The sequence below is a fragment of the Cognatiyoonia sp. IB215182 genome (genome assembly GCF_033963905.1).
In the GTDB taxonomy this organism is placed as follows: domain Bacteria; phylum Pseudomonadota; class Alphaproteobacteria; order Rhodobacterales; family Rhodobacteraceae; genus Yoonia.
Genome location: NZ_JAXBMB010000005.1, coordinates 380,133 through 401,712, shown reverse-complemented (window position 1 = coordinate 401,712; position 21,580 = coordinate 380,133). Strand labels below are relative to the sequence as shown.

Annotated in this window: 17 protein-coding genes; 2 read left to right on the top strand and 15 right to left on the bottom strand. The window is 58.3% G+C overall.

Features of this window, described 5'->3' with window-relative positions; translation table 11 throughout:
• Positions 1-4 precede the first annotated feature (4 nt).
• Entirely contained in the window at positions 5-1,072 is a 1,068-nt protein-coding gene (locus tag SLH47_RS12725; RefSeq protein WP_320239925.1) for a hypothetical protein, read from the bottom strand.
• On the bottom strand, positions 1,069-1,638 hold the full coding sequence (gene hslV, locus SLH47_RS12720; RefSeq protein WP_320239924.1) for an ATP-dependent protease subunit HslV: 570 nt from the start codon (positions 1,636-1,638) through the stop codon (positions 1,069-1,071). The genes SLH47_RS12725 and hslV overlap by 4 nt, the downstream gene beginning before the upstream one ends.
• 104 nt (positions 1,639-1,742) lie before the next feature.
• Here hslV and SLH47_RS12715 point away from each other — a divergent pair, with 104 nt between their 5' ends.
• Positions 1,743-2,660, top strand: a complete 918-nt coding sequence (locus SLH47_RS12715) for a hypothetical protein (protein WP_320239923.1) — start codon at positions 1,743-1,745, stop codon at positions 2,658-2,660.
• 97 nt (positions 2,661-2,757) lie between these two features.
• On the opposite strand, the gene trxA is transcribed toward SLH47_RS12715, so the two are convergent.
• The 8 genes from trxA to regB form a co-directional block, all read right to left on the bottom strand.
• A complete protein-coding gene (gene trxA / locus SLH47_RS12710) occupies positions 2,758-3,078 on the bottom strand; it encodes a thioredoxin (protein ID WP_320239922.1) in 321 nt (106 codons plus the stop codon).
• Positions 3,079-3,137: 59 nt separating this feature from the next.
• Positions 3,138-6,473, bottom strand: coding sequence for a double-strand break repair helicase AddA (addA, locus tag SLH47_RS12705; RefSeq protein ID WP_320239921.1), 3,336 nt, complete (start codon positions 6,471-6,473; stop codon positions 3,138-3,140).
• Positions 6,470-9,394 (bottom strand): double-strand break repair protein AddB, encoded by a 2,925-nt coding sequence (gene addB / locus SLH47_RS12700; protein ID WP_320239920.1) that lies wholly within the window; start codon positions 9,392-9,394, stop codon positions 6,470-6,472. The genes addA and addB overlap by 4 nt, the downstream gene beginning before the upstream one ends.
• Entirely contained in the window at positions 9,387-10,058 is a 672-nt protein-coding gene (locus SLH47_RS12695) for a nucleotidyltransferase family protein (RefSeq protein WP_320239919.1), read from the bottom strand. Before SLH47_RS12695 ends, addB begins: the two co-directional genes overlap by 8 nt.
• Positions 10,055-11,026, bottom strand: a complete 972-nt coding sequence (locus SLH47_RS12690; protein ID WP_320239918.1) for an aminoglycoside phosphotransferase family protein — start codon at positions 11,024-11,026, stop codon at positions 10,055-10,057. The genes SLH47_RS12695 and SLH47_RS12690 overlap by 4 nt, the downstream gene beginning before the upstream one ends.
• The gene (gene tsaE, locus SLH47_RS12685) at positions 11,013-11,483 is read right to left on the bottom strand and encodes a tRNA (adenosine(37)-N6)-threonylcarbamoyltransferase complex ATPase subunit type 1 TsaE (protein ID WP_320239917.1); all 471 of its coding nucleotides are present in this window, start codon (positions 11,481-11,483) and stop codon (positions 11,013-11,015) included. Before tsaE ends, SLH47_RS12690 begins: the two co-directional genes overlap by 14 nt.
• 40 nt (positions 11,484-11,523) lie before the next feature.
• A complete protein-coding gene (locus SLH47_RS12680; protein ID WP_320239916.1) occupies positions 11,524-13,122 on the bottom strand; it encodes a PAS-domain containing protein in 1,599 nt (532 codons plus the stop codon).
• A gap of 75 nt (positions 13,123-13,197) precedes the next feature.
• Positions 13,198-14,601, bottom strand: coding sequence for a sensor histidine kinase RegB (regB, locus tag SLH47_RS12675; RefSeq protein WP_320239915.1), 1,404 nt, complete (start codon positions 14,599-14,601; stop codon positions 13,198-13,200).
• Between the two features lie 175 nt (positions 14,602-14,776).
• Between regB and SLH47_RS12670 the strand changes: the two genes are divergently transcribed.
• Positions 14,777-15,328, top strand: coding sequence for an ActR/PrrA/RegA family redox response regulator transcription factor (locus SLH47_RS12670; protein WP_320239914.1), 552 nt, complete (start codon positions 14,777-14,779; stop codon positions 15,326-15,328).
• Here the strand turns inward: SLH47_RS12670 and SLH47_RS12665 are convergent.
• From SLH47_RS12665 to SLH47_RS12645, 5 genes are all read right to left on the bottom strand, one after another.
• Positions 15,325-15,801 carry a hypothetical protein gene (locus SLH47_RS12665; RefSeq protein WP_320239913.1) on the bottom strand — a complete coding sequence of 159 codons (477 nt, stop codon included), beginning with the start codon at positions 15,799-15,801 and terminating at the stop codon, positions 15,325-15,327. The two genes, SLH47_RS12670 and SLH47_RS12665, sit on opposite strands and share 4 nt — an antisense overlap.
• The gene (locus SLH47_RS12660; RefSeq protein ID WP_320239912.1) at positions 15,798-16,331 is read right to left on the bottom strand and encodes a GspMb/PilO family protein; all 534 of its coding nucleotides are present in this window, start codon (positions 16,329-16,331) and stop codon (positions 15,798-15,800) included. The genes SLH47_RS12665 and SLH47_RS12660 overlap by 4 nt, the downstream gene beginning before the upstream one ends.
• The gene (locus SLH47_RS12655) at positions 16,328-17,335 is read right to left on the bottom strand and encodes a PilN domain-containing protein (RefSeq protein ID WP_320239911.1); all 1,008 of its coding nucleotides are present in this window, start codon (positions 17,333-17,335) and stop codon (positions 16,328-16,330) included. The genes SLH47_RS12660 and SLH47_RS12655 overlap by 4 nt, the downstream gene beginning before the upstream one ends.
• A 139-nt stretch (positions 17,336-17,474) precedes the next feature.
• Positions 17,475-18,782 (bottom strand): DUF1501 domain-containing protein, encoded by a 1,308-nt coding sequence (locus SLH47_RS12650; protein WP_320239910.1) that lies wholly within the window; start codon positions 18,780-18,782, stop codon positions 17,475-17,477.
• A gap of 35 nt (positions 18,783-18,817) precedes the next feature.
• Positions 18,818-21,295 carry a DUF1800 domain-containing protein gene (locus tag SLH47_RS12645; protein WP_320239909.1) on the bottom strand — a complete coding sequence of 826 codons (2,478 nt, stop codon included), beginning with the start codon at positions 21,293-21,295 and terminating at the stop codon, positions 18,818-18,820.
• Positions 21,296-21,580: the final 285 nt, after the last annotated feature.

Here is a 21,580-nt window from a genome sequence, read left to right as displayed (position 1 = left end):
GTCCTTAAGCTTGCGAAGGGGGAAGGCGGTGAAGCGGCACGAAGCCCGGCATCACACGCAGGATACGCGCCCGAATCCGTTCCCAGAATGCACCGAGCAGCAAGAGCACGATGCCGAGGATCAGCACGGTCAGCGCCGCCCCATCGCCGTCAAACACCGTTGCGGCCAGCGCCACGATATAACCGATGGCGGCGATCAGGAATGATCGGCGGTCGATGACGATCGCCACGACTGCAAACAGCATCAACACGCCAAACAGGATCGCGTTGGCACCGCCCGTGTCGCGATCAAGCAATGACAGGGCCAGCGTGTTGACCAGCGCCGGGGCCGCCACGACGTGCAGCCAGAACCCGTTCGCAGACCGGCGTGTGACGCGGTGGGGGTCGCTCATGTCAAAGGTCATCGCGACGGCGAAGACCACGACGCCCAGCGCCAGCGTGATCCATGCGAAGGGACCACCAGCGGATAGAAGGAACAGATCGCTGATCTCTTCAACCTCGCCACCCCGACTGGCGGTGAAGACAATCGCGATCACGAAAAGCCCCACCGCGATCATCGCCATCGCAAAGGGCACGCGGAACCGCCACCAATAGACCAGCAAGGCCACCGTAGCGAGCGCCAGTGGCAACGGCACGCTGCTGAAATCGTTCTGCGCAATCATGAAAGGCTGGGTCATCGCAGCGATGAAACCAAAGGCCGCATTGCCTGCGAACATCACCGAAAGCGCAATCGCCGGGGCGACCATGCGCCGCTTGCGAATGAAATATTCTGACAAGAGCCACAGCAACACCGCGCCCGCGCCCGTGACCATGATCGCATAGCGTTTGAGGTCGATGATCTCGTCGCCCAGCGCGAGGGTCACCACGCCCGACCACCCAAAGGCGAGGATGATCAGACCGATCACGATGAAAATCTCGTTGAACCCTTTGAACAGCTCAAACGGCTCATCACCCGGATCAAGGTTCTCGCGCGCACCCCGGCGACTGTCTGAGAGGGCAATCAGATCAGCCGCCTGCTTTTCCGACAAAAGGCCGCTGCTAACTGCGGCCCTGACATCATCACGTTCGATCATGCTTTGGATGCCGCCTGCAGCGTCTCAACCGTCAGGTTGCCGTTGGTGTAAACACAGATATCCGCGGCAATCGCCATGGCCTGGCGCGCGATCTCTTCCGCGCCCAGATCGCTCTCCATCATCGCACGTCCGGCGGCGAGTGCGTAATTCCCGCCTGATCCGATGGCCGCGATATTGTGCTCAGGCTCCAGCACATCGCCTGCGCCGGTGATCACGAACAGCTCAGTGCCGTCGCTGACGATCAGCATCGCCTCCAGCTTTTGCAGGTATTTGTCGGTACGCCAATCCTTGGCCAGCTCCACCGAAGCACGGGCAAGCTGGCCCGGTGTCGCCTCCAGCTTTTTCTCCAACCGCTCCAGCAGGGTAAAGGCGTCGGCAGTGGATCCGGCAAACCCGGCGATCACGTCCTGCCCGCCGGGGGAGAGCTTGCGCACCTTGCGGGCGGTCCCCTTGATCACGGTCTGTCCAAGGCTGACCTGCCCGTCGCCGGCGATGACAACCTGCCCGCCTTTGCGCACGCCGATGATCGTTGTGCCGTGCCAGCCGGGAAACTCTTCACGCGTCATCATTCGCTCCTTACCGCAGTGGTGCCTATATGGCGGGCGTTGGTTGCGCAAACAACCCCGGACCCGGCTTGAGCTGGATGGGAGGCGCGGCTAGCGTCGGCGCCATGAGTGCTGTGAACACGGTGACCTTCTATCTGCATCCGCAACTGCGCAAGCAGGCAGAGCGCGGCAATCACAACTTTCTGGGTCATGTGGCGGCGGTGCTGGAAAGCGCCGGTTTGTCCGTCGCCTATGACGGGGATGACAGCCTTGCCAGGTTGCGAGCCATGGCGCGGCCCGGGCGGGGGCTGTTTTTGATGGATGAGCCTGTCGGGCGCGATGATCTGGTGTTCCGGCGCATCTATACCTATCCGTTCTGGCACATCGAGAAGAGCGCCAAGCGTTGGGAATGGTCTGTGGCGCAGGAGGCGTTTGACGCCGATGCTCAGGATCATGACGCGGCGCGAAGGTTCTTTCGCTTCTGGCAGGACCGGTTGTTTGAAGGCCGTGCAGGGCGGGTGACGCGGGATGGTTTTGTCTATGTGCCCCTGCAGGGGCGGCTGACGACGCAGCGGTCTTTTCAAACCTGCAGCCCAATTGAGATGCTCCGCGCGGTGTTGCAACATGATCGCCAGAGGGAAGTGGTGGCCACCTTGCATCCTTCAGAGGCATATTCCGGCGCCGAGCGACAGGCGTTGGATCGCCTGATGACTGAGCATCCTCGTTTGCGGATCGGGACGGAACAATCAGAGGTCTATCTGCAAGGCTGCGACTACGTGGTGACCCAGAATTCCAGCGTGGGCTTCATGGGGTACTTCTTTGAGAAGCCATTGATCCTATTTGCAAAAATCGACTTTCACCATATCGCGTTGAATGTGGAGCAGATCGGCGAAGAAGCCGCCTTTGCGCGGGTTGACTTACATGCGCCAGACTATGCGGCTTACATGCATTGGTTCCTGCAGCTACGGTCCATCAACGCAGGCCGCCCGGAAGTTCGGATGCGTATCCGCGAAGTCTTGCGTGGACATGACTGGCCGGTCTGAGCCAGCACCAATCCTGTTTTTACCGTGAGAGCGGCTCATCATTCGAACGCAAAAGGGCGCCCTAGAGGACGCCCCTAAAACGCGGATGTTCGTGAGTTTAGATCGACTCTTCAATCCAGCCCTGTATCGCAGCTTTTGGCGCAGCACCGGCCTTGTTCGACACGACCTCGCCGTCCTTGAAAACGAAAAGCGCGGGGATGCCGCGCACGCCCATTTGCGCGGGCGAGTTCGGGTTTTCGTCCACGTTCACTTTGACGATCTTCACTTTGCCTTCCATCTCGGATGACAGTTCTTCCAACGCGGGGCCGATCTGTTTGCAGGGGCCGCACCATTCTGCCCAGAAGTCCACGACAACGGGGATGTCGGATTGGCGCACTTCGGCGTCAAAGGTTGCGTCGGTTACGGCTACGGTGGCCATCAGGTTACTCCTTGGCGAAAATCAATGGACTGCGAAACTAGGTACCCCCGCCCCTTTGGTCAAGGCAGCGTAAGATTGTTCAGCGCTTCGTGAAGCTGATTCTCGGGGATGACCATAAGTTCGGCAGTTTCGGTCCAAAGGATCGCCGTTTCGATGGGCTGATCTGGGTAGATCTGGGCAAGTGCCGCGGCATAAACCGCAAGCTGGTTCACGATGCCCAACGGCACCCGCTGCGGCGCGTCCGGCACATGGCGGTTCGATTTGTAGTCTATTGCTGTCACTTTGTCCGGTGTGATCAGAAGCCGGTCTATGGTGCCGTGTATCCGGCCCAGATTTTCGATTTCTGCAGTGATGCTGACTTCGGTCAGGGTATCCCCGCCCCAAAGCTGTGCGAAGTCCGGGTTGTCCAACAGCCCAAGAACCTGCGTAACCAGCGCATCGTCATCGGTGATCTGCCGACCCAACGCATGCCGGTCAGCGGGGCCGACATTGGGCAGATGCTCCAGAAGGCTGTGAATAATGGTTCCTCGGCTGAGCGCATCGTCAGTCTCATCAATATCTTGCGCACCCGGCAGCGCCTTTGGCCCCGGCAGGTCAGACGGGGCGATGGTGCTTTGTCGCGCGACCTCTGGCAGCGGGGCGAAATCTGGCGGGCTGACCAGTTTGGGCGCTGGTTTCTCAGGCGTGATCTGCGCCAGCCCGTCCCAATCCAGATCAGCCACGCGCTTGACCGGCAGATCACCCGACATCGCGTCGAAGGGGCCGCGCTGCTCCATGCCGTTTGCGATGATGTTGTACCAGCTTTCGTTGCTCTGCCCTACATCGCCCGCCGCCCCCACGATCAGCCACTTCTCGGCACGGGTCATTGCGACATAAAGCAGACGCGCACGTTCGCGGGCCTGCGCTGCCACAACCTCATCGCGTAAGGTCGTTACGGCGGCGGCTGACGCCTTGGCCGGCGTTTTCCAGATCAGATGCTCGCCCGACTCCAAGAGCTCTGCATTCACCTTGATCTCGCGCTTGGCGGTGTCAGGAAGGATCACAATCGGCGCTTCCAGTCCCTTGGCCCCATGCACCGTCATCACCCGGATCCTGTCGCCCTGATTGTCCATCTGGCGCTTGATCTCCAGATCATCGGTTTCCATCCAGGTCAGGAACCCGGTCAGGCTCGGCACACCGGCGCTTTCATAGGCCAGCGCCTGCGAGAGAAGCGCATCAATCCCATCCTCCGCCTCTGGCCCCAGCCGCGCGAGCAGCCTGCGCCGCCCATCATGGCGGATCAGGATACGTTCGATCAGATCATAGGGCCGCAGGAAATCAGCCTGACGGCGTAGATCGTTGAGAATGGCGAGTGTCTGTGGATGATCCGCATCACGCAACGCCGCCCAAAGATAGCTTTTGGCGGGCCGGTGATGGGCCAGTGTGAACAGGTCCTGCTCTGACCAGCCGAAGAGGGGCGAGCGTAGGGTGGCGGCGAGTGACAGGTCATCTTCGGGCAGAGCCAGAAAATTCAGAAGTGCGGTGATGTCTTTGACCGCGAGCTCTGCCCCAACGCGCAACCGGTCGGCCCCGGCGATTTCGAGGCCAGCGTTCTTGCAGGCGCGGATGATTTCGGCGAAAAGCTCCGACCGGCGCTGCACGAGGATCAGAAAGTCGCCTTCGGTAATCGGTCGCGATTGGTAGTGATCAGTATTTCCCAATTCAACAGGAAGTCGCTCATGATCAATCATGTGCTTAATTTGCGATGCGACCCGCTTTGCCATCAAAATAGTGTGGTCTGTTGCGCCAGGCTGATCCACAGACTGGTACCAAGGGCGATTATCCTCCTGTCCCGATTTCTCGATGACTGGCCACAGATCGACACGACCGGGCATGTTTTGCTTGAACGCAATGTGGCTTAGCTGATCATCCATCCCCTCCGTCAGTTCGCCGCTGTAGGTGGCGTCAACGACGGACAGGATGGTTTGCGCCGAGCGGAAGGAATGATCAAGCGACGTGGCTTCAAAGGGCTGCCCAATCGCCCGGTAGGCGCTTTGAAAATGATCCTTCATCTGATCAAACGCTGCCGGGTCGGCGCCTTGGAATGAATAGATCGATTGCTTCTTGTCGCCGACCACAAAGATCGTTCGCTCCTGATCAGTGCGCGCACCCTGCCCGGCGGCAAATTCCTGCGCCAGATGACGGATGACGGCCCATTGGGTGGGGCTGGTATCCTGCGCCTCATCCACGAGGATATGGTCAATCCCGCCATCCAGCCGGAACAGTACCCATTGCGCGACATTGGGATCGGTCAGCAAAGCTTTGGCCTTACGGATCAGATCGTCGAAATCGAGCGCGCCCAGCCCCAGCTTTCGCGCCTCATAGGACGGGATGAAGGCATTCGCGAAATCATACATCGCCTTTGATCGGTCAAACGCATCCATGGCCCAAAGGAACTGCCGCGCCTCGGCGACCCGGTCCATCCAGTCATGAACCTCCTCTGCGATGGGGGCCATCGCAGAGACGGCCTTGCCATGATTGCTTTGCGGAAAGTTAACGGATTTCGAAGCGCCAGTTCCCTTGTAAAGGAAGAGGTCAAACAGCGTATCGAGCACCTCCCAATCGGGGTCCGCCAAATTGAGTTGCGCCAGCCTGGCCGCGAATTTCCGATAGGTCGCGGATTGATCGGCGAAAGCTGCAGTCAGATCCGCAACGATGCCAGGTTCATGTCCCACAATCGCGATTTTGAGCGCATCCTCGCGCTGCGCACCCGTGGGTAGGTCCAAAGCGGCTTTCAGCCCGTCGTCGGTCACGCCCCGCCCAAAATGATCACGCTTTGTCGCAATCTCCACAGTGAGTTTTGACAGATCATCACCCGAAAAATGCGCGAGCATGGCATGCACAACAGAGGCGTCCGGCCCCAAAAGCATCTGATCCACCACATCGGCGCGCAGCAACTCTGCATCGCGATCCTCCATCTCGCGGAATTGCGGGCTGACCTGCGCCTCAAGCGGGAAGCGCCGCAGAATCCCAGCACAGAACGAATGAATGGTCTGGATCTTCAGCCCACCCGGCGTTTCGATGGCCCGCGCGAAAAGCGTGCGCGCCTCACGCAGTTGGGCGGCATCAATCTGGTGATCAATGCCAAGCACCGCGAGATCCTGACGCAGATCCTTATCCGGCATCATCGCCCAGGCACCCAACCGTTTGAACAAGCGGTTCTGCATTTCGGCCGCCGCCGCCTTGGTATAGGTCAGACACAGAATGTTCTGCGGTGAGACATTGTTCAGCAGCAGGCGTGCCACCCGGTCGGTCAGCACCCGTGTCTTGCCTGAACCAGCATTGGCCGATAGCCAAGTTGACACTTGCGGGTCGGCAGCATCGATCTGCCGTTGAGAAGCGGCATCGCGGATCACGTCAATTGTTCCGCTTTTGCTCTGTCGCTCGTATCCCATTCGCCAAAACGCGACAGGTGATCATAGGGGCTGCTGTCTGTTTTTGAGAACAGAGCCATCCGCGCGGTATAGCCGCGGTCGGCGCGCAGCCAGTTCTGAAACAGCGTCTCCAAATCCGCCCAGACCTGATCAACAGGGTTTTTGTCCAGCGGCGCTTGCACAACCTTCATCGCGGCATTCACACCGATAAACGCCGCCGAATGTACGGGCCGCACACCCAGATCACGAAAGGCCCCTTTTTCAACCATCGCCGCCTCAAGCAGCAATTGCTTGTCGAATTGCTCTTGCTGCGGCCCGGTCGGCACCGCCCCGGTTTTATAATCGTAGATGATGACCCCGTCATCCGGCATCACATCAATCCGGTCGGCCTTGCAGGTCAGGGTCATATCCGGCCCCGGCAGCACAGCGCGGCCCTGTTGTTCGACAAGATGTCGGGCAACATCCACTTGCCGCTGCGCCTCATCTTCCAGAAACGTGTCAATCGTGCGATCCAGACGCGCCAGCCATTGCGCACGGATCGTGGGCCAAGGGCAATCTTGCAAGAATTGCGCCCGCGCCATCTGCATGAAGCCTTCGCGATCCGTAGGGTCACTTTTCGCGGCGATGAACCGTTCCAGAATAGCGTGAATAATCGTGCCGCGCAGCGGTGCATCGGGGTTGGCAACAAGCGGGTTGAGAGGTTGAAGCTGCAGCACCTTGCGCGCATAGATCGCGAACGGATCGCGGATCAACGTCTTAATCTGTGTCACCGACAATTGCCGTGGACGCGCCGCAATCGGGGGACAGGGTGATGGGCGTGGTGCGGGATCAACACGATGCATGGGCGCAGATAGCACCGCCGCCTGATGAAGCCATGTTTGTCCGTGCGCCCGCATCTGCGCCAGCGCCTCTGGCCCGTTCTGCGCGAGCAAGCCGCTCAACAGGTTCGTCAGGCGGTTCACCCATCGCGCGGGCACCGTCTCGGCATCCGCAGACCGTTTTGCGCGCGTGATCCACACCTCCTTACCGCAAACCGCCTGTTGATAATCGTGCGCTGAAAGCCCGATCTTGCGTTCCGGCAGCAAAAGCCCCGCCTGCATGCGCATCGCGCGGTTCAGCCAAGGGTCAGGCGGCGGCGCCTCGGGCCATGACCCTTCGTTGAGCCCCCCCAGAATGGTCAGATCCGCGCTTTGCACGCGCGCCTCAAGCGTGCCCCAGATCAGGATCTGCGGGTGCCCTTTGTCACGATCGCGGACTGTCCCGGTCGAAAGGACACCGCCGAAAAGCGTCACATAATCGAATGCGGTGATAGGCCCCGCCGCATCCGCCGCATCACGCAACGTGGTACAAATGCGCTGCGCCTCGCGCCCCGCCGCCTCTTTCCAGAGCCCGCCGGAGCCGGTGGCGCCAGGTCCCGCGCAAACCCGCTCTGCCAGATTGAGATGATGCTCCAGATGGTCGGTCAGGGGAGTTTCACCTTCAAAGGGCGTCGCAAGCGCAATTTCCTGCACCCAGCGCACCCAATTCATCTGCCGCTCTGTTTGCGCCCAATCCTGCAGGTCCTTCGCACTTGGAAATCGGGGGCCGATCTTACGCAGATGCAACTCCAACTCTCGTGTGTTGCGCAGGTGATCACCACGATCCTCACGCTCCGAATGGCAGAGCGGATGTTTGAGCAATGTCAGCAAAGTGGCCACATCTGGCGGTTTTGCCATCATCTCCCCCACATGGCGCAACAGCCTGCCGGGTGGCGAAAGCGGCAGCGGTGTACCCGCACTGTCATCCGGTTGAATGTCCCAACGGTCCAGCGCTGCCGTCACCTGCCGGGTCAGCATCCGATCAGGTGAGATCAACGCGGCGGTCTTCCCGTCCTGTGCCGCCTTGCGTAGCACCAGCGCGATCGCATCCGCCTCCTCTCGCGGTGACGGCGCCTCGACCAACGTCAGCCCTTCGGTGGCTTCGCGCAGATCGCCCAAATCTGGACCATCCTCTAACCATTGGTCCGTCACGGGCGCAGGTCGCAATGAAAGCGAAATCATCGCGTTACGCGCAGGCGATGAAGGCCGATGCGCTGACCAGCGGTTCACATCACCGGCGCTGATTTCCAGCCTATCCATCAGACGCCGAAACCGGAACTGCGGGTGATCTTCGCCTTGCATTGCGTCACCCATACTGCCCCAAACAGCATCCGGTAGATCAAAGTCAAAACCGGGGAGAATGATCGCCCCCTGCGGCAATCGCGCCACCGCATCCATGAACAGCGCCGTGGCACCGCGAGAACCGGTCGAACCAGCGACAATGACCGGATGCTGAACGGGCTGCTGCGCCCACTTTTCGGCCAGCGCAGTGATGGCCCGCCTTTGCCGTGCCCCTTGATCGGGCGGTGCGGCGCCATCTTCAAAAAACGGGGCGATGATGTTGAGAAATTTCAGTGACCGCTCCCAATGGCCAGACTGATCGGCAACATCGAGCGCGCGGATTGCGGCAGGGCTGACCCCCTCGCCCTGCATTTCGTCCATGAGGTTCGCCAGGCTGTCGGACAAATCATAAAGCGCGGCAGGCGGGGCCAGATCGGGTTCGCGCGCTAGAAGCAGGCTGACAAAGCGCGACAGCTCCAACCTGCGTCGTAGCGGTGATATGGCAGCCGGCTGCGGGATGGCTGTGGGATCGTTGGCAAGGTCGGTGATCAACCGGATGCGCGGCAAAAGCCGTGGCGGTCCATGGTCAAAAACCTCCCGAACCCGGCGCTGCATCCGTGTCGTGTTGACGTAGATTTCCATGCACGCCCAGTCTGTCGGCGACAGATGTGCGGCGCGATCCTCTAAACCGGCAACCAGTGCATCTGCAAAATCGACGCCCGGTGGCGTAGCAAAGACGCGCGGTTTGCTGGTGCTCTCAAACATGAAGCATGCTTTCGGCAATCGGGATGCTGGAGGGCTGGCCGACATCACACCATTGGCCGGTGTAGTTGACGCCGTAAAGACCACCGCGCCGCGCGATCTGATCCCAAAGCACATTCATTGAAAATGCCTTGTTCTGTATCGCGTCCAGCCCATTGGTGCGAAGCATCTGAAGGCCGGGATAAACCGCATCGGGCGCACGGACCAACCGGCCATTATCGTCCATCGTGAAGTCCCCGGCACCGCGATGGCCATGAACCTGCGGCTTTGGAACAAGGAGCAAGAGCGCCTCCATCTCAGGCCGCCAAGCGCTCAGGATGGTCTCAATCGGGTTCGGGCCATGCCATACGGCATCCGTGTTCAAGGTCAAAACCGGACCTTCGCCCAAGAGTGGCAACGCCTTCTTCAGACCGCCGCCTGTTTCCAGAAGCTCTTCGGTCTCGTCTGAAATCAGGACCGGGCGCCGCGCCAGATGGCTACGCAGCATGTCGGCCTTGTAATGCACATTGACAACCCGCTGTCCAACCTCGGGGATCATCGTCAGGTCTAGCGCATGATCGATCAGCGCCTTGCCAGCAACCGATATCATCGGTTTTGGCCTGTCTTTCACCAAATCGCCCATCCGGGTGCCGAGGCCCGCGGCGAATAACAGGATCGGCGTGGTCATTGCTTCAGGCTTTCCAAGACGGCGTCGGTAGGAGTGGGAAGCATGTTATCAACCGCGCGGCGCAGATCGGCAAGCGCCGGGTGAGCAAGGTCGATCTGTAGATTGGCCCAGACCCGGGGGATCAGCGCCAGATATCTCGTCTTGCGCATCTGCTTGGCCAAACGCGCAAAAACGCCAAGAATGCGTAGATTGCGCTGTACGCCAAGGCAGGCCAGCTGCGCATGAAAATCCTTATCAAGGCCGGCCTTACGCATATAGTAATCAATCATTTCAGCACTAAAATCTGCAGGCACGTCGCGCCGCGCATCGCGCAAGAGCGAGATGAGGTCATATCCTTCGGGCGCTATGAATGCGTCTTGGAAATCAAGAAGACCGACACGCGCAAGCCCGCATAAGCCGGATCGCCAGATCAGGTTTTCGGCGTGGAAATCACGCAAGGCCAGCGTGTCAGGCACCGGGGCAAGGCGGTCAAGGGCACGCCCCATCTCTGTAATGACATCGTCTGCCGGTCGGCCAGCATAATACTCGCCAGCAAGGCTCACCATCTCTGCTCCCATCGCGGGTGTCATAACCGGCAAGTTCTTGGGGATTGGTTGGCTTCGCAGATGGAGCAGCACGTCAACTGAAGCCGTGTAAAGCCTTCGGGCATCGCCGGGCTGTTTTGCCAGCCACCGCGCAAAGTCGTCGGGGCCCAGATCGCTGATCACCATGATGCCTTGCGCAGGTGCGTGCGCCAGGATCGCTGGCGGGCAAAGACCCCGCTCTCGCAGCCACAAGGCCAGATCGGCGAATTTTGAGGTCGTGCCTCCCTTTTCGGGTGGATCATCCATCAGGATGACAGATTGCGCGCCAGACGTCAGTCGCGCGTAGCGGCGCGCGGATGCGTCACCGGCCAACGCTGTCCGTTCCCAGCCGCGCCACTCAGAATCCTGCAAGAAAGCGTCAATCTGTTCCTCACGCTCGGACATCAAGCGCCTTTATCCGTTCCGCCCAGACATCCGGCATGGTCAGTGTCACCGCATGATCTGTCGCGCGCGCTTCAAATGCCAGGTTCAGCGCATCGCTGGGACTATCGGCGCCCAGACGGTCGGGCCATTCGATCAGGCAGATTGCTTCGGCCAGTGCTTGATCGAGACCAAGTTCAAGAACCTCGTCAGGATGTGTGAGCCGATAAAGGTCAAAATGCCAGACCGGCCCTTGAGGCGTATCATAGGTCTGAACAAGCGTGAATGTGGGCGAGGGCACATCCTCTGCCCGGCCAAGCATGGCGCGGATTGCGGCGCGTGCAAAGGCGGTCTTCCCCGCACCAATCTCGCCTTCCAGCAGCAATGTATCGCCAGGTCGCAGTATCGCTGCGATGCGCGCGGCGAGTGCAGCAGTGGCTGCTTCGTCAGTAAGTGTAATTTGCAGCTCGGTTTGCGCCATGCCCGCAGATTATGGCGTGTCACTTCTCCTGCAACCCAAATCAGCGTCCCGTACTGCGGATCGCCGCATCGGGCATTGTCAGCTTTTGGATAATCGCCGGCTTTGTCGCGTCAAAGGTAAAGCGGATCATTGTCATTCCACCTGAGATCGGGTTCGCATGGCAGGTGATGTTGCGCCCATCGTCAAGGATCGCGCTATCTGTCCACGGTTTTCGCTCGGACGTCATATGGGTAAAGGCCTGCAGCTCAGACCACATCCGCGTCGGCGTTGTGCGATTGCGCCAAGTTTGCATTTCCATCTGCAAATCACGCTGGTCAAATCCGAACGAAGGATCGCGGTCCCATAATTGTGCATAGGCCGCATTTGACATCACAAGCGTGCCAGCGCTTGAGAAGACCGCAATCGCATCCGGCAATGTGTCAAGGACGGCCTGCCCGGTTTCGATGTCAGACCGGAAACGGCGCGTCAACGACACTTCTGCCGTGATATCCTCGATCAGGAAGGCGAATGCGCCGTCCGGATGCGGGCGGCCGGTCACGCGATAGGCTTGTCCATCGGGCAGGTTCCAGACCTCGCAATAGGTACCGTCCTTGGCGCCCGCTTCGACGGCGCTGAATTGCTCACGCCAGGACTTGTAGTTCTTGGGCTCCGGCAGGACCCGTGTTTCGCGCAAACGGTCAAGTACCGTATCCACGCTCGGCCTGCCGCTCAGAAACGACGCCGATAGACCCGTCAGGTCAAGCAGCGCAGGATTGAACATCGCCAATTCGCGACGCTTGTTGAAGATCGCCAGCCCAATATTGAGATGCGCGAACGTCTTACCAAGTGTTTGAACAAAATTCCGACGTTCCTGATCCGCGCGAACCGCCGCATTCGCATCCGTCGCAAAATGCAGGAATCCATCCGCGCGCGGGATACTGTCAACGTCGAACCAGTGCTCGGGACCAGACTTTTCCGTTGGCACCGAGAGGCGTCGCCGCGATGACCCAGCATTGCCAAGACACTGGTGCAGATCGGGGAAGATAGACGTATTGGGCCATCTTGCCTTTTGGGCGCTGTCCTCGTGATCGGCCAACCGGTCTGCGAATGACAGGTAGGTAGAATTGGCCCAGATCAGCCGACCGTCCCTGTCTTCCTGCCAGATAAGTTGCGGCGTCTGATCGGTCATGTCGCGCAACAGGGCAAGCTCCGACATCAGGACATCGTTTTCGATGACGCGACCTATGGAGGAGCTGTCATCTTCACGTGCGGATTGAAGCGTCAGCCTGATTTTCCCTGCATCTCGCGTGATGCAAAGATGCAGGGGCTGGCCCCTCCCATGCGGGATGATCGTTTGTGCCTGATCGCCATCCTCAATCGTCTGACGCAAGTCCGGAAAATGTGGTCCCAGCGCGTGAAGCATAGCCTCGAATTCCGACACGTGTTTTCCCCGGTTGGTAAGTAAGTCCATCGCATCGGGTGTGGCGTCGACAAGCGACTTGTCGCGAAAAAGAAACGTCGGCCCCGCGCCAAGCTGCGTACCTTCCCAAGGGTCTGATCGTCTTTGCAGCCGGTAGAACGTAAGCGCCCTGAACAGGATGATCGCGCCGACAAGACCCGCAATAGTCACCAATGCCAAATCTGTCAGCCCGATTGCCATATACGTTGCCCTAACCGCGTTCCCGGGCAGACTATTGTGCAGGAAGGTTAATCTCTGGTTAAATCAAGGGGTTGGTCATGGCCAAGCGACGTTGGGCTGGTTCTCACCAATACCTGTATTGGTGTTCGAAAGACCTTCAGCCAAGATCTCACGCGGCCACGTGACATCAATTGTGGCTCCGCCCGTCGCCTGCCCTGTCCAGCTTGCATGGCCATGGCGGCGACTGTTTGAAAATGTGAGCTTTGCCCCCGACCGCTCTAGCAGAGTTTTTGCAATGAACAGGCCCAGTCCCATGCCTTCATATCCTGGCCTCTTGTTGCCATCTTCGGACAAACGGCGGCGCTTAACGTAGGGGTCGCCAATGCGCCCGATGACCGATTGCGGAAAGCCGCGCCCATCATCTGCAATTCGTATCGTGACCGCATCATCAGACCAGTTGATATCGACGTTGACCGTCGTTCGGGAAAAGTCGACCGCATTCTGGATCAGGTTGCGGAGACCATGAATGATCTCTGGCCGACGCGGCACTGTCGGTTGGGTCAATGCACCATCTTTGACCGGAGCAACGTCGAACTTCACTTTCTTACCGCGGTTAAGATGCGGTTCTGCCGCTTCGCGAACGACCGTTTCAAGCGGTGCTTTCTTCAAGTGCAGGTCGTCTTTGCCCGCCCGCCCCATCGAATGCAGGATATCGCGGCAACGATCCGCCTGACTGCGGATCAGCTCCGCATCCTCGAAAAGCGCAGGCTGATCGGACAACTCTTCCATCAATTCGCTACTCACCAGCTTGATCGTTGCAAGCGGCGTGCCAAGTTCGTGCGCCGCAGCGGCGACAACTCCGCCCATATCGGTCAACTTTTGTTCGCGGGCGAGCGCAAGTTGGGTCGCGACGAGCGCCTCGCCCATCGTATGCATCTCGGTTGTCACCTGCCTTGCATAGATCGCCAGAAACACAACGCCGATCATAAGCGCGACCCAAAACCCGAACTGGAACAGAACCGGCAGGTCCAGCACCACGCCTTCGGCTGTCGCAATCGGCAGATGATACCTGCTGATGATGCTCATCATCGCGATGGCAAGAAGACCCAGAAATATTGTGCTGTTCAGCCGCAAAACGGTGGCGGCAATCGTCACGGGCGCCATGACCAGCATCGCAAAGGGGTTGTTCAGACCACCCGTCAGGAACAGGAGTAGGCTGAGCTGCAGGATGTCAAAGACAAGCCACAAGAACGCCTCTCTCTCTGACAGGCGCTTGTTTGTCGGGTACAGGAAACCGGACAGGAAGTTTGCAATGATCGAGACAAAGATGACCACCGCGGCGAGGCCAGCCTCGATCTGCAGGTCGTAGAAACGGACAGCGACAAAAATCGCCGTCGCCTGCCCGGCAATTGCAAACCAGCGCAAAGTGACAAGCGTGCGCAACCGCACCCAATTGCTACGCTGCTGCTCTTGAAAAAGCTGAAACTCAGAAGCCGCCATATCTATCGCGAGGTCCTGTCCTGGCCCGTTTCTCTTGATAAGCGCACCTGAAATGCGGATCAATGCGACTGTTTATCGATTGGCTATGTAGCCTTCACATGCTCACATGCCAGTGATGTTGACGATGCGCGCTCCGGGCCTACCTCTCGGTTGGAGGATCCTGAAGGACACAACAATGAATATGGAAGCATTGGACCTTGGCGAGGACAGAAGTCTTCTTCTGGTCGATGATGATGAGGCATTTCTGCGCCGTCTGGCCAAGGCGATGGAGAAGCGCGGCTTTGACGTTGAGATGGCAGGGTCCGTTGCCGCAGGTCAAGCAATTGCGACTGCGCGACCCCCTGCCTATGCCGTGGTGGATCTGCGGCTGGAAGATGGCAACGGGCTGGATGTTGTCGAGTCGTTGCGCTCCCGCCGCCCCGAAAGCCGGATCGTGGTGCTGACAGGTTATGGCGCCATCGCGACGGCGGTTGCAGCCGTCAAGATCGGGGCCACCGACTATCTTGCCAAACCCGCCGACGCGACGGACGTCACGAATGCGCTGCTGGCCCAGCCGAACACTCTGCCACCACCACCCGAAAACCCGATGAGCGCGGACCGGGTGCGCTGGGAACACATTCAACGTGTTTATGAGCTCTGCGACCGCAATGTCTCTGAAACGGCACGGCGCCTGTCGATGCACCGCAGGACATTGCAGCGTATCCTGGCAAAACGCAGTCCCCGCTAGGGGCTGGTTGGTGAAAGGCCGATAATCTGCTCTTCGCCGTTTGGTGCGACAACGGTGATCGAGGTTTTCGTGATGTCGGTAATACGCCAGTCACCGACATTTTCGCCAACGCGCCGCCGCAACGGTTCGGGGTTGTTCGATAGACGCAAGAGCGCGATCTGCACGTCGCCGCTTTCGATGACACCTGTCAGGGACAATGTGACTTCCACCGGAGCGGGCTCGGGGGCGGATTCAGGTGCTGCAGGTGGACGGCGGCTGATGTGAAACAGCGGGCGCGCAACAAGCTCCTCAGCCCCCGTTTCAAGCTGATCGGGCCCTGCTTCTGCTTGCGACGTTATCGTTGTAGGTTGGATCTGTTGGCGCGATGCGCCGTCATCGTTGTAGGGCAGCCAGATCCAGCCTGCCAGACCGAGGCAGGTGAGTGTCGTGAGCGTGGGCAACACGCCAAGAGTCGCTTTGGTCAGTCCGCTCATCGTGTCGCGAACCCGCTCAGCTTGAGTTGGATGGCAAGCGGCCGTTCGCCCAAGGCGCGGTTCGTCGTGCGCGCCCGGCGCAGGTCGATACTATCAACAACAATCATCGGCTCATGCCGTGCAATACTGACAAGATAGGCACCCAGTTGTTCTTCGGGCACAACACCATTCAGCGTCAGCGCAAGACGGACATTGCCGGGCAAGGGTTCAATCTGGTCAGCGCGGATCACTTCAAGGCTGACGGTATGGGCCTGCGCAAGTTCCTGCATATCGCTCTGCATTTCTGCCTGCGACAATTGCGGTGTCTCACTTTGATAAAGGCTGAACACGGTATTCTCTTGCGCCTCGGACATCGCCAAACGCTCGGCCCGCGCAACAGTTTCGTTCAATTCGGCGATGCGCGCATACCGTTGCGTGACCAAGTTGGCGAGTGTAGCTGCCGCAACAATACACAAGATGCAGGTGAAAATGATCAGTCCAACACCAAACCTGCGCACCGCGTTCGGTTTTTGAAAGACAAACGCACTCATCCCAGCGTTCCCGTCACCGTCGCATCAATACGAAATCGCTCGAGATTCTGGGTGTTATCCCGTGTCACGGGAGAGCCGAACTGGATATCGGAAAGTACATCCAACTCACTCAGAAGACGCGTGACTTCGGCAGCTGACGGTCCAAATCCGGTGATCGTCAAACGATCATCATCAATGGAAATCTGCTCAAGCCACACACCATCCGGCAAGAGTGCCGCAAGCTGACCGACAAGGGCGACCCGCGTATTGCTAACGTTTTGGCTTTCACGCAAGGCCTGGGTCTGCGCAACGGCCGCGGCCCGCTGCGCGAGTTGCTGATTGGCCGCTTCAGCCTCCGTGGCCGCGGCGCTCTGCTTTACTGAAAGCGCTACTGCGAGGGCGATGGCTGACATCACAAAGAATCCGAAAGCCGATGCTGGAAGACGCAAGGACGGCGGGATCAAACGCAGACTTTTGCCCAGAGTGATGGGGCCACGGCTATTCCGCCGCGGTTTCAGCCAACTGGGGTAAACGGCAATCCGTTCGTGGCCGTCAGGCCCAGGTCGCCTTGCTGTATTGATGATTTTTCCATGAGCATCCAAAGCCTCAAGCACCCAATTGACGCTGGAATTCAACACAATCGCCGCCTCGACCTGCCAATCGAGATCGGCAGTCTCTTTTGCGGTCCAAAACCAGATGCATTGCTCACGCTGAAAGGGTGATTTGAATGCGATTTCAGAGTCGATCATTGCTTCAAGGTCGTTAAATGGCCCATTCGGCACCACAAAACTCAGATCAAGCGCTGAACGTCCTTCGAAAACAAGATCGATCCGTTTCTCGGGGATCTCGTTCAACTCCTCCATTAAGCGCGACGGATCATCGAATTCCGCGACATCATCATCAATGCGAATCGCGAAACCGCACTCACGGACGATGATGACCGGTGGAGGCGCCTTGGTCAGAGTCGGCTTTTGCGCATGAAGTTCCGCCAGACCAGCCGAAGCCAGATTTACGTATTTTGTCAAAGTGTTGACTGATTTGCGCGTAGATGACGCGCTTGTCTGCGGCTCTAATGCTTGCGTCATACCCGTGCGGGCCTCAAAAAAATTTGCGCTGAGGAGCATGTAACCCCTCAGCGCAATGGATTTCAACTATTCGGCTGTGTCAGCTTGTGCGGCTGAACAGGTTGTGGTTCGTGAAAGAGTGACCCGGAAAGACCGTGGAGACCAGGTTGGGGTCCATGTTCATGTGCCGGATCATGATTTCACCCACGATGTCCTGATACTCTGTGCGTGTCGGCGTAAAGCGCGAGCTTCGCAGCTGATCACGATCCAGCGTTGTAATATCGTCGGCAACGCCCGGAGACGTTGGACCGCCAAATGCAAACCAGGATGATGAGTGGCCGTGGTCAGTGCCGCGGCTACCATTTTCGAGCACTGTCCGTCCGAATTCCGTGCCGACAATCACGACAACATCATCAAGGATGTTCGCAATGTCACGGTAGAATGTCAGGAAGTCCGTCGCACCTTCGCGCATGCGGCGATGGTAGTTGAAGTTCTGATCGGTAAAGCGGTTCGCGCTGCCGGGGATCTGGTTGGCATGTGTATCCCAACCGATGTTCCAGTCGATCGCTGCAACTTCCAACGGCACGCCTGCTTTCAGCAACTGCGCCGCGAGCCGCAGGCCACGTCCCAAGCGCGAGTTTGAATACTCCAAACCGCCCGCGTTTGTCGTGTAGTTCATGCCCGATGCCTGAACCTGCGCGATTGAATCGAGCATGATCACCTGATTTTCCCGCACCGTCGCTTCGATACTATTGTCCACAACCGGATGAGATGAGATTTCTCGCATCATCTCGGTGAGCTGGTTATCAGCGCATCCACTGCCAGAGCAGAAATTGCTGTTCTCAAGCTCAAAGTTGCTTTGAGTCTGAATTGCAGGTACCGGAATGTTTCCGGAAGCCTCTGCGCTCATGTTGGTTTTGCCAAGAACAGCGCCCCTTAGCGGGTCATTGACCCCGGGAACTTCCTGCATGTAGCGGTTCAGGTAGCCATCAATCAGGTTATTGCGCGCCCCGTTGCCAATCCAGCGCTGGTTATCAAAGTGCGACCGGTTCCCGCTTTCAAGCGCAGTTGATGGTGCAACCATCATGCGACCGGCGTCCCAAATCTCCATTAGCGGTTCGAGATTGGGGTTCATGCCGCGATAATTGTCACCAATGTCGATTGCGGTGTTCACGTCACTGTCCGAGGGTGGCTCGATCGCGATATTGGGCCGGTGCTGGTAGTAAAAGGGATCACCAACCGCCGGGAAGAGGTGCAGACCATCTGCACCGCCCCGCATGAAAACTTTGATCAGTGTCTTACCACCCGCAGATTGGCCAAAGGCGAATTGCGGGGCCCCGGCAACACCCGCCATACTTGCGGCGGTCATGATAGCGGAGGACTTCAGGAATTCTCTACGCGTCGTCAATTTAGATACCTTTCTAAATTCGGTTGAAGCCGAAGTTATTGCAACATGAAGCTGGGCAGCACGATCAGCAGGCCAATCGCCCGCTCGAATGCGTCCCGTTCGTTGCGTGTCATTGGTTCAAAGATGCCATCATTCCCTTTCAAAACATCTACCATCGCTTCGTACTCTTCCAGGGTGTAACGATCAGCGGTGCCGATTGTCAGAATGAACGCGGCAACCTCTTCCGCAGTTCTCAAACCGGCATCTTCGATCAGGTTCTGCATATCGATGCCATATTCACCAGGCCGCACCGTGATTTCGGTCGCCTTGCGGTAAGCGGCAATCATCGTCGCAGAGTTCACCCAAGCCTCGCCTTCTTCCGCCAAACCGGTGGGCAGGGCGAAACGGAAGGGATCAAATCCGGCATCGCGGCTGATCTGACGAACACGACCAAAGAAGTTGTCGTTCACTGGGCTCGCATCAAGCGCACGCAGCATCGAGACTGTATACTCGTAGGGCGTTTTGGCTTTGTTGTTCTGGAACTCAACCGTGTTGATGAATTCAGGTGCCAGCAGGATAGCCCGGAGAATATCACCCGAGTTGCCATCACTCGCAACCCAAGCATCCGTACAGATCTGCACAAAGTTCGCCGGGGGTACATCGGCCACAAAGCGTTGAACGATCTTGCCACAGACATATTCATGCGTCCGTGGATCATCCGCGAGGATGCCGATCAGCTCTTCACCTTCGCGAACACCATCAGCGCCAGAGCGACCTGTGATTGTGGTCGACAAGAACGGAATGACCTTGTCATCCGTATCATGCCGGTTCGCACGAAACTCGAAGTCGAACTCCTGTGCAACATCGGTCGCATTCGGATTGGTGCGGAAATGGTCCCAACCGGTAAAGACACGCGACACTGCGATCACGTCTTCATCGCCATATCCTGCATTCACACCAACAGTGTGCAATTCGAGGATTTCGCGACCATAGTTTTCGTTCAAGTTACCGACACGGTTCTCGTCATTGTCGAGGAACTGCGACATCAGCGGACTACGCGCCGAATAAAGCAGCAGGTCTTCGAAATTGCCAAAGGCGTTTTCGCGGAAGAAATCCCGGTCAATGATGGTCTGCAGGTAAACACGGCTGCTCTTGTTCGAGGCAAAGAAGTGGTTTGCCCAGAACTCGCTCATGACTTCCTGCAGCTGCTTTTCCGAGAACGCAGCATGCGCGATCCGGTGATCCATATCGGCATTTGCAATCCGGAAATCGCTGTCCTGCAAATTTCGAATAAGCTGGTCAAAGTTGCGGCTGTTGAACGCGGCATCACCAATGCCGTCGGGGTTGAGCTGTTCGTTGACGTAAGCCTCGAACCCGATTGTCTGAACCCGCGAATAAAGGTCCGGAGTGGCTCCGTAGGTGATGCGTGAAAGCGCTTGGCTCACACCGTCAGTCACCAGACCTGACTCGAATTGATAAGTCACAGGCGCGGTTGCAACGTTACTGTCAGCGCTCGACATCCCGGTCAGCACGACAGTGGCTTCGCCGGTCGCCAGATCCTCCGGGAAGAGGCGCATGGCAAACTGACCGGTTCCCGGCGCAACATCAACGTTTGTCGTCCGACCCGAAGGCATGATGCTGACTTCGACCATGTCAAAAGTCATTGGATCCATCACACCGCCAAACAGAGTTTGACCGGTCGATGCAACAACGCCCTCGTCAGTGGCACCACCCGTAATTTGAACGGCTTGCGTTACAGCAACGCCAGTGGGCGGACTGATCAAGCTTGCCTGCGCTTCGCCAGAGCCTGTTACCGGCGGTGGAGGCGGCGGCGGCGGTGGAGGCGGCGGCGGCGGCGGTGGAGGCGGCGGTGGAGGCGGCGGCGGTGGAGGAGGCGGCGGCGGTGGTGGAGGCGGTGGTGGAGGCGGCGGTGGTGGAGGCGGCGGCGTCGGATCACCGGACTGTTGCTCGGCAACAGCAACTCTCACCGCTTCACGGATAGCGTCCCGAATAGAACCACGCGTTCTGCTTGTCGACACGTTGTCAGATCCAGCACTTGGTGCAGCCAATGGGACCGAACGCACGGCAGTACGCGCATTTTCAACAATTGACGCAGAAGAAGAAGCGGGCTCAGCCGACTCGGTCTGAACCGGATCAGCAGATGCAGTACGCGCGCTGGCGGTTGAGAAACCGCCCGTATTGGCGGAGGAGCTAAAGGCCGAAAGACTGCCCGAAGGCATCCCGACGACGCCAACAGTAATCGACGCAACTTGTTCGGCGTTCAGATTTTCCCCAGTAACTTCAAGCGTATGTGTCCCAGCGTCAAGCGTCGTGAATGCACGTTGCGGACCTGATGCACTGCCATCAGTGTTCAGGATCTCAGTGTCATCAATGCGGAGCGAAACGGCGATCCCCGCTGGCACCGTGAATGCGTAGGTCGCATTGCTTGGCACAGCCAGATCAACGGTCACACCGGCCTTTTCGGCCGCGATGAGCGTAACGTTTTCACCAGCCTCAATCAGAGAATCTGGCACGGAAGGGCTTTGGATACTTTGGGCAGAAACACTAACCGCCGCTGCTGTCAGGATCAGCGGCGTCACAACCAATAGGCTCGATCGACTAAAGTTCATATTCACGCTCTCATTGATGAGTGTCTGGGTCCCGCCAGACTATTGAGTGGATTTGGACGAAAATGTGTCCACCGAACAACCTGCATCCAGCTTTTGCCTACAATCGGCGGCAAAACGCCCACGTTCGTTATCAAATGGTGAACATTGAACGTGATTATGCCGATTGTGTTTCCTCTTAGACGGGTGTCT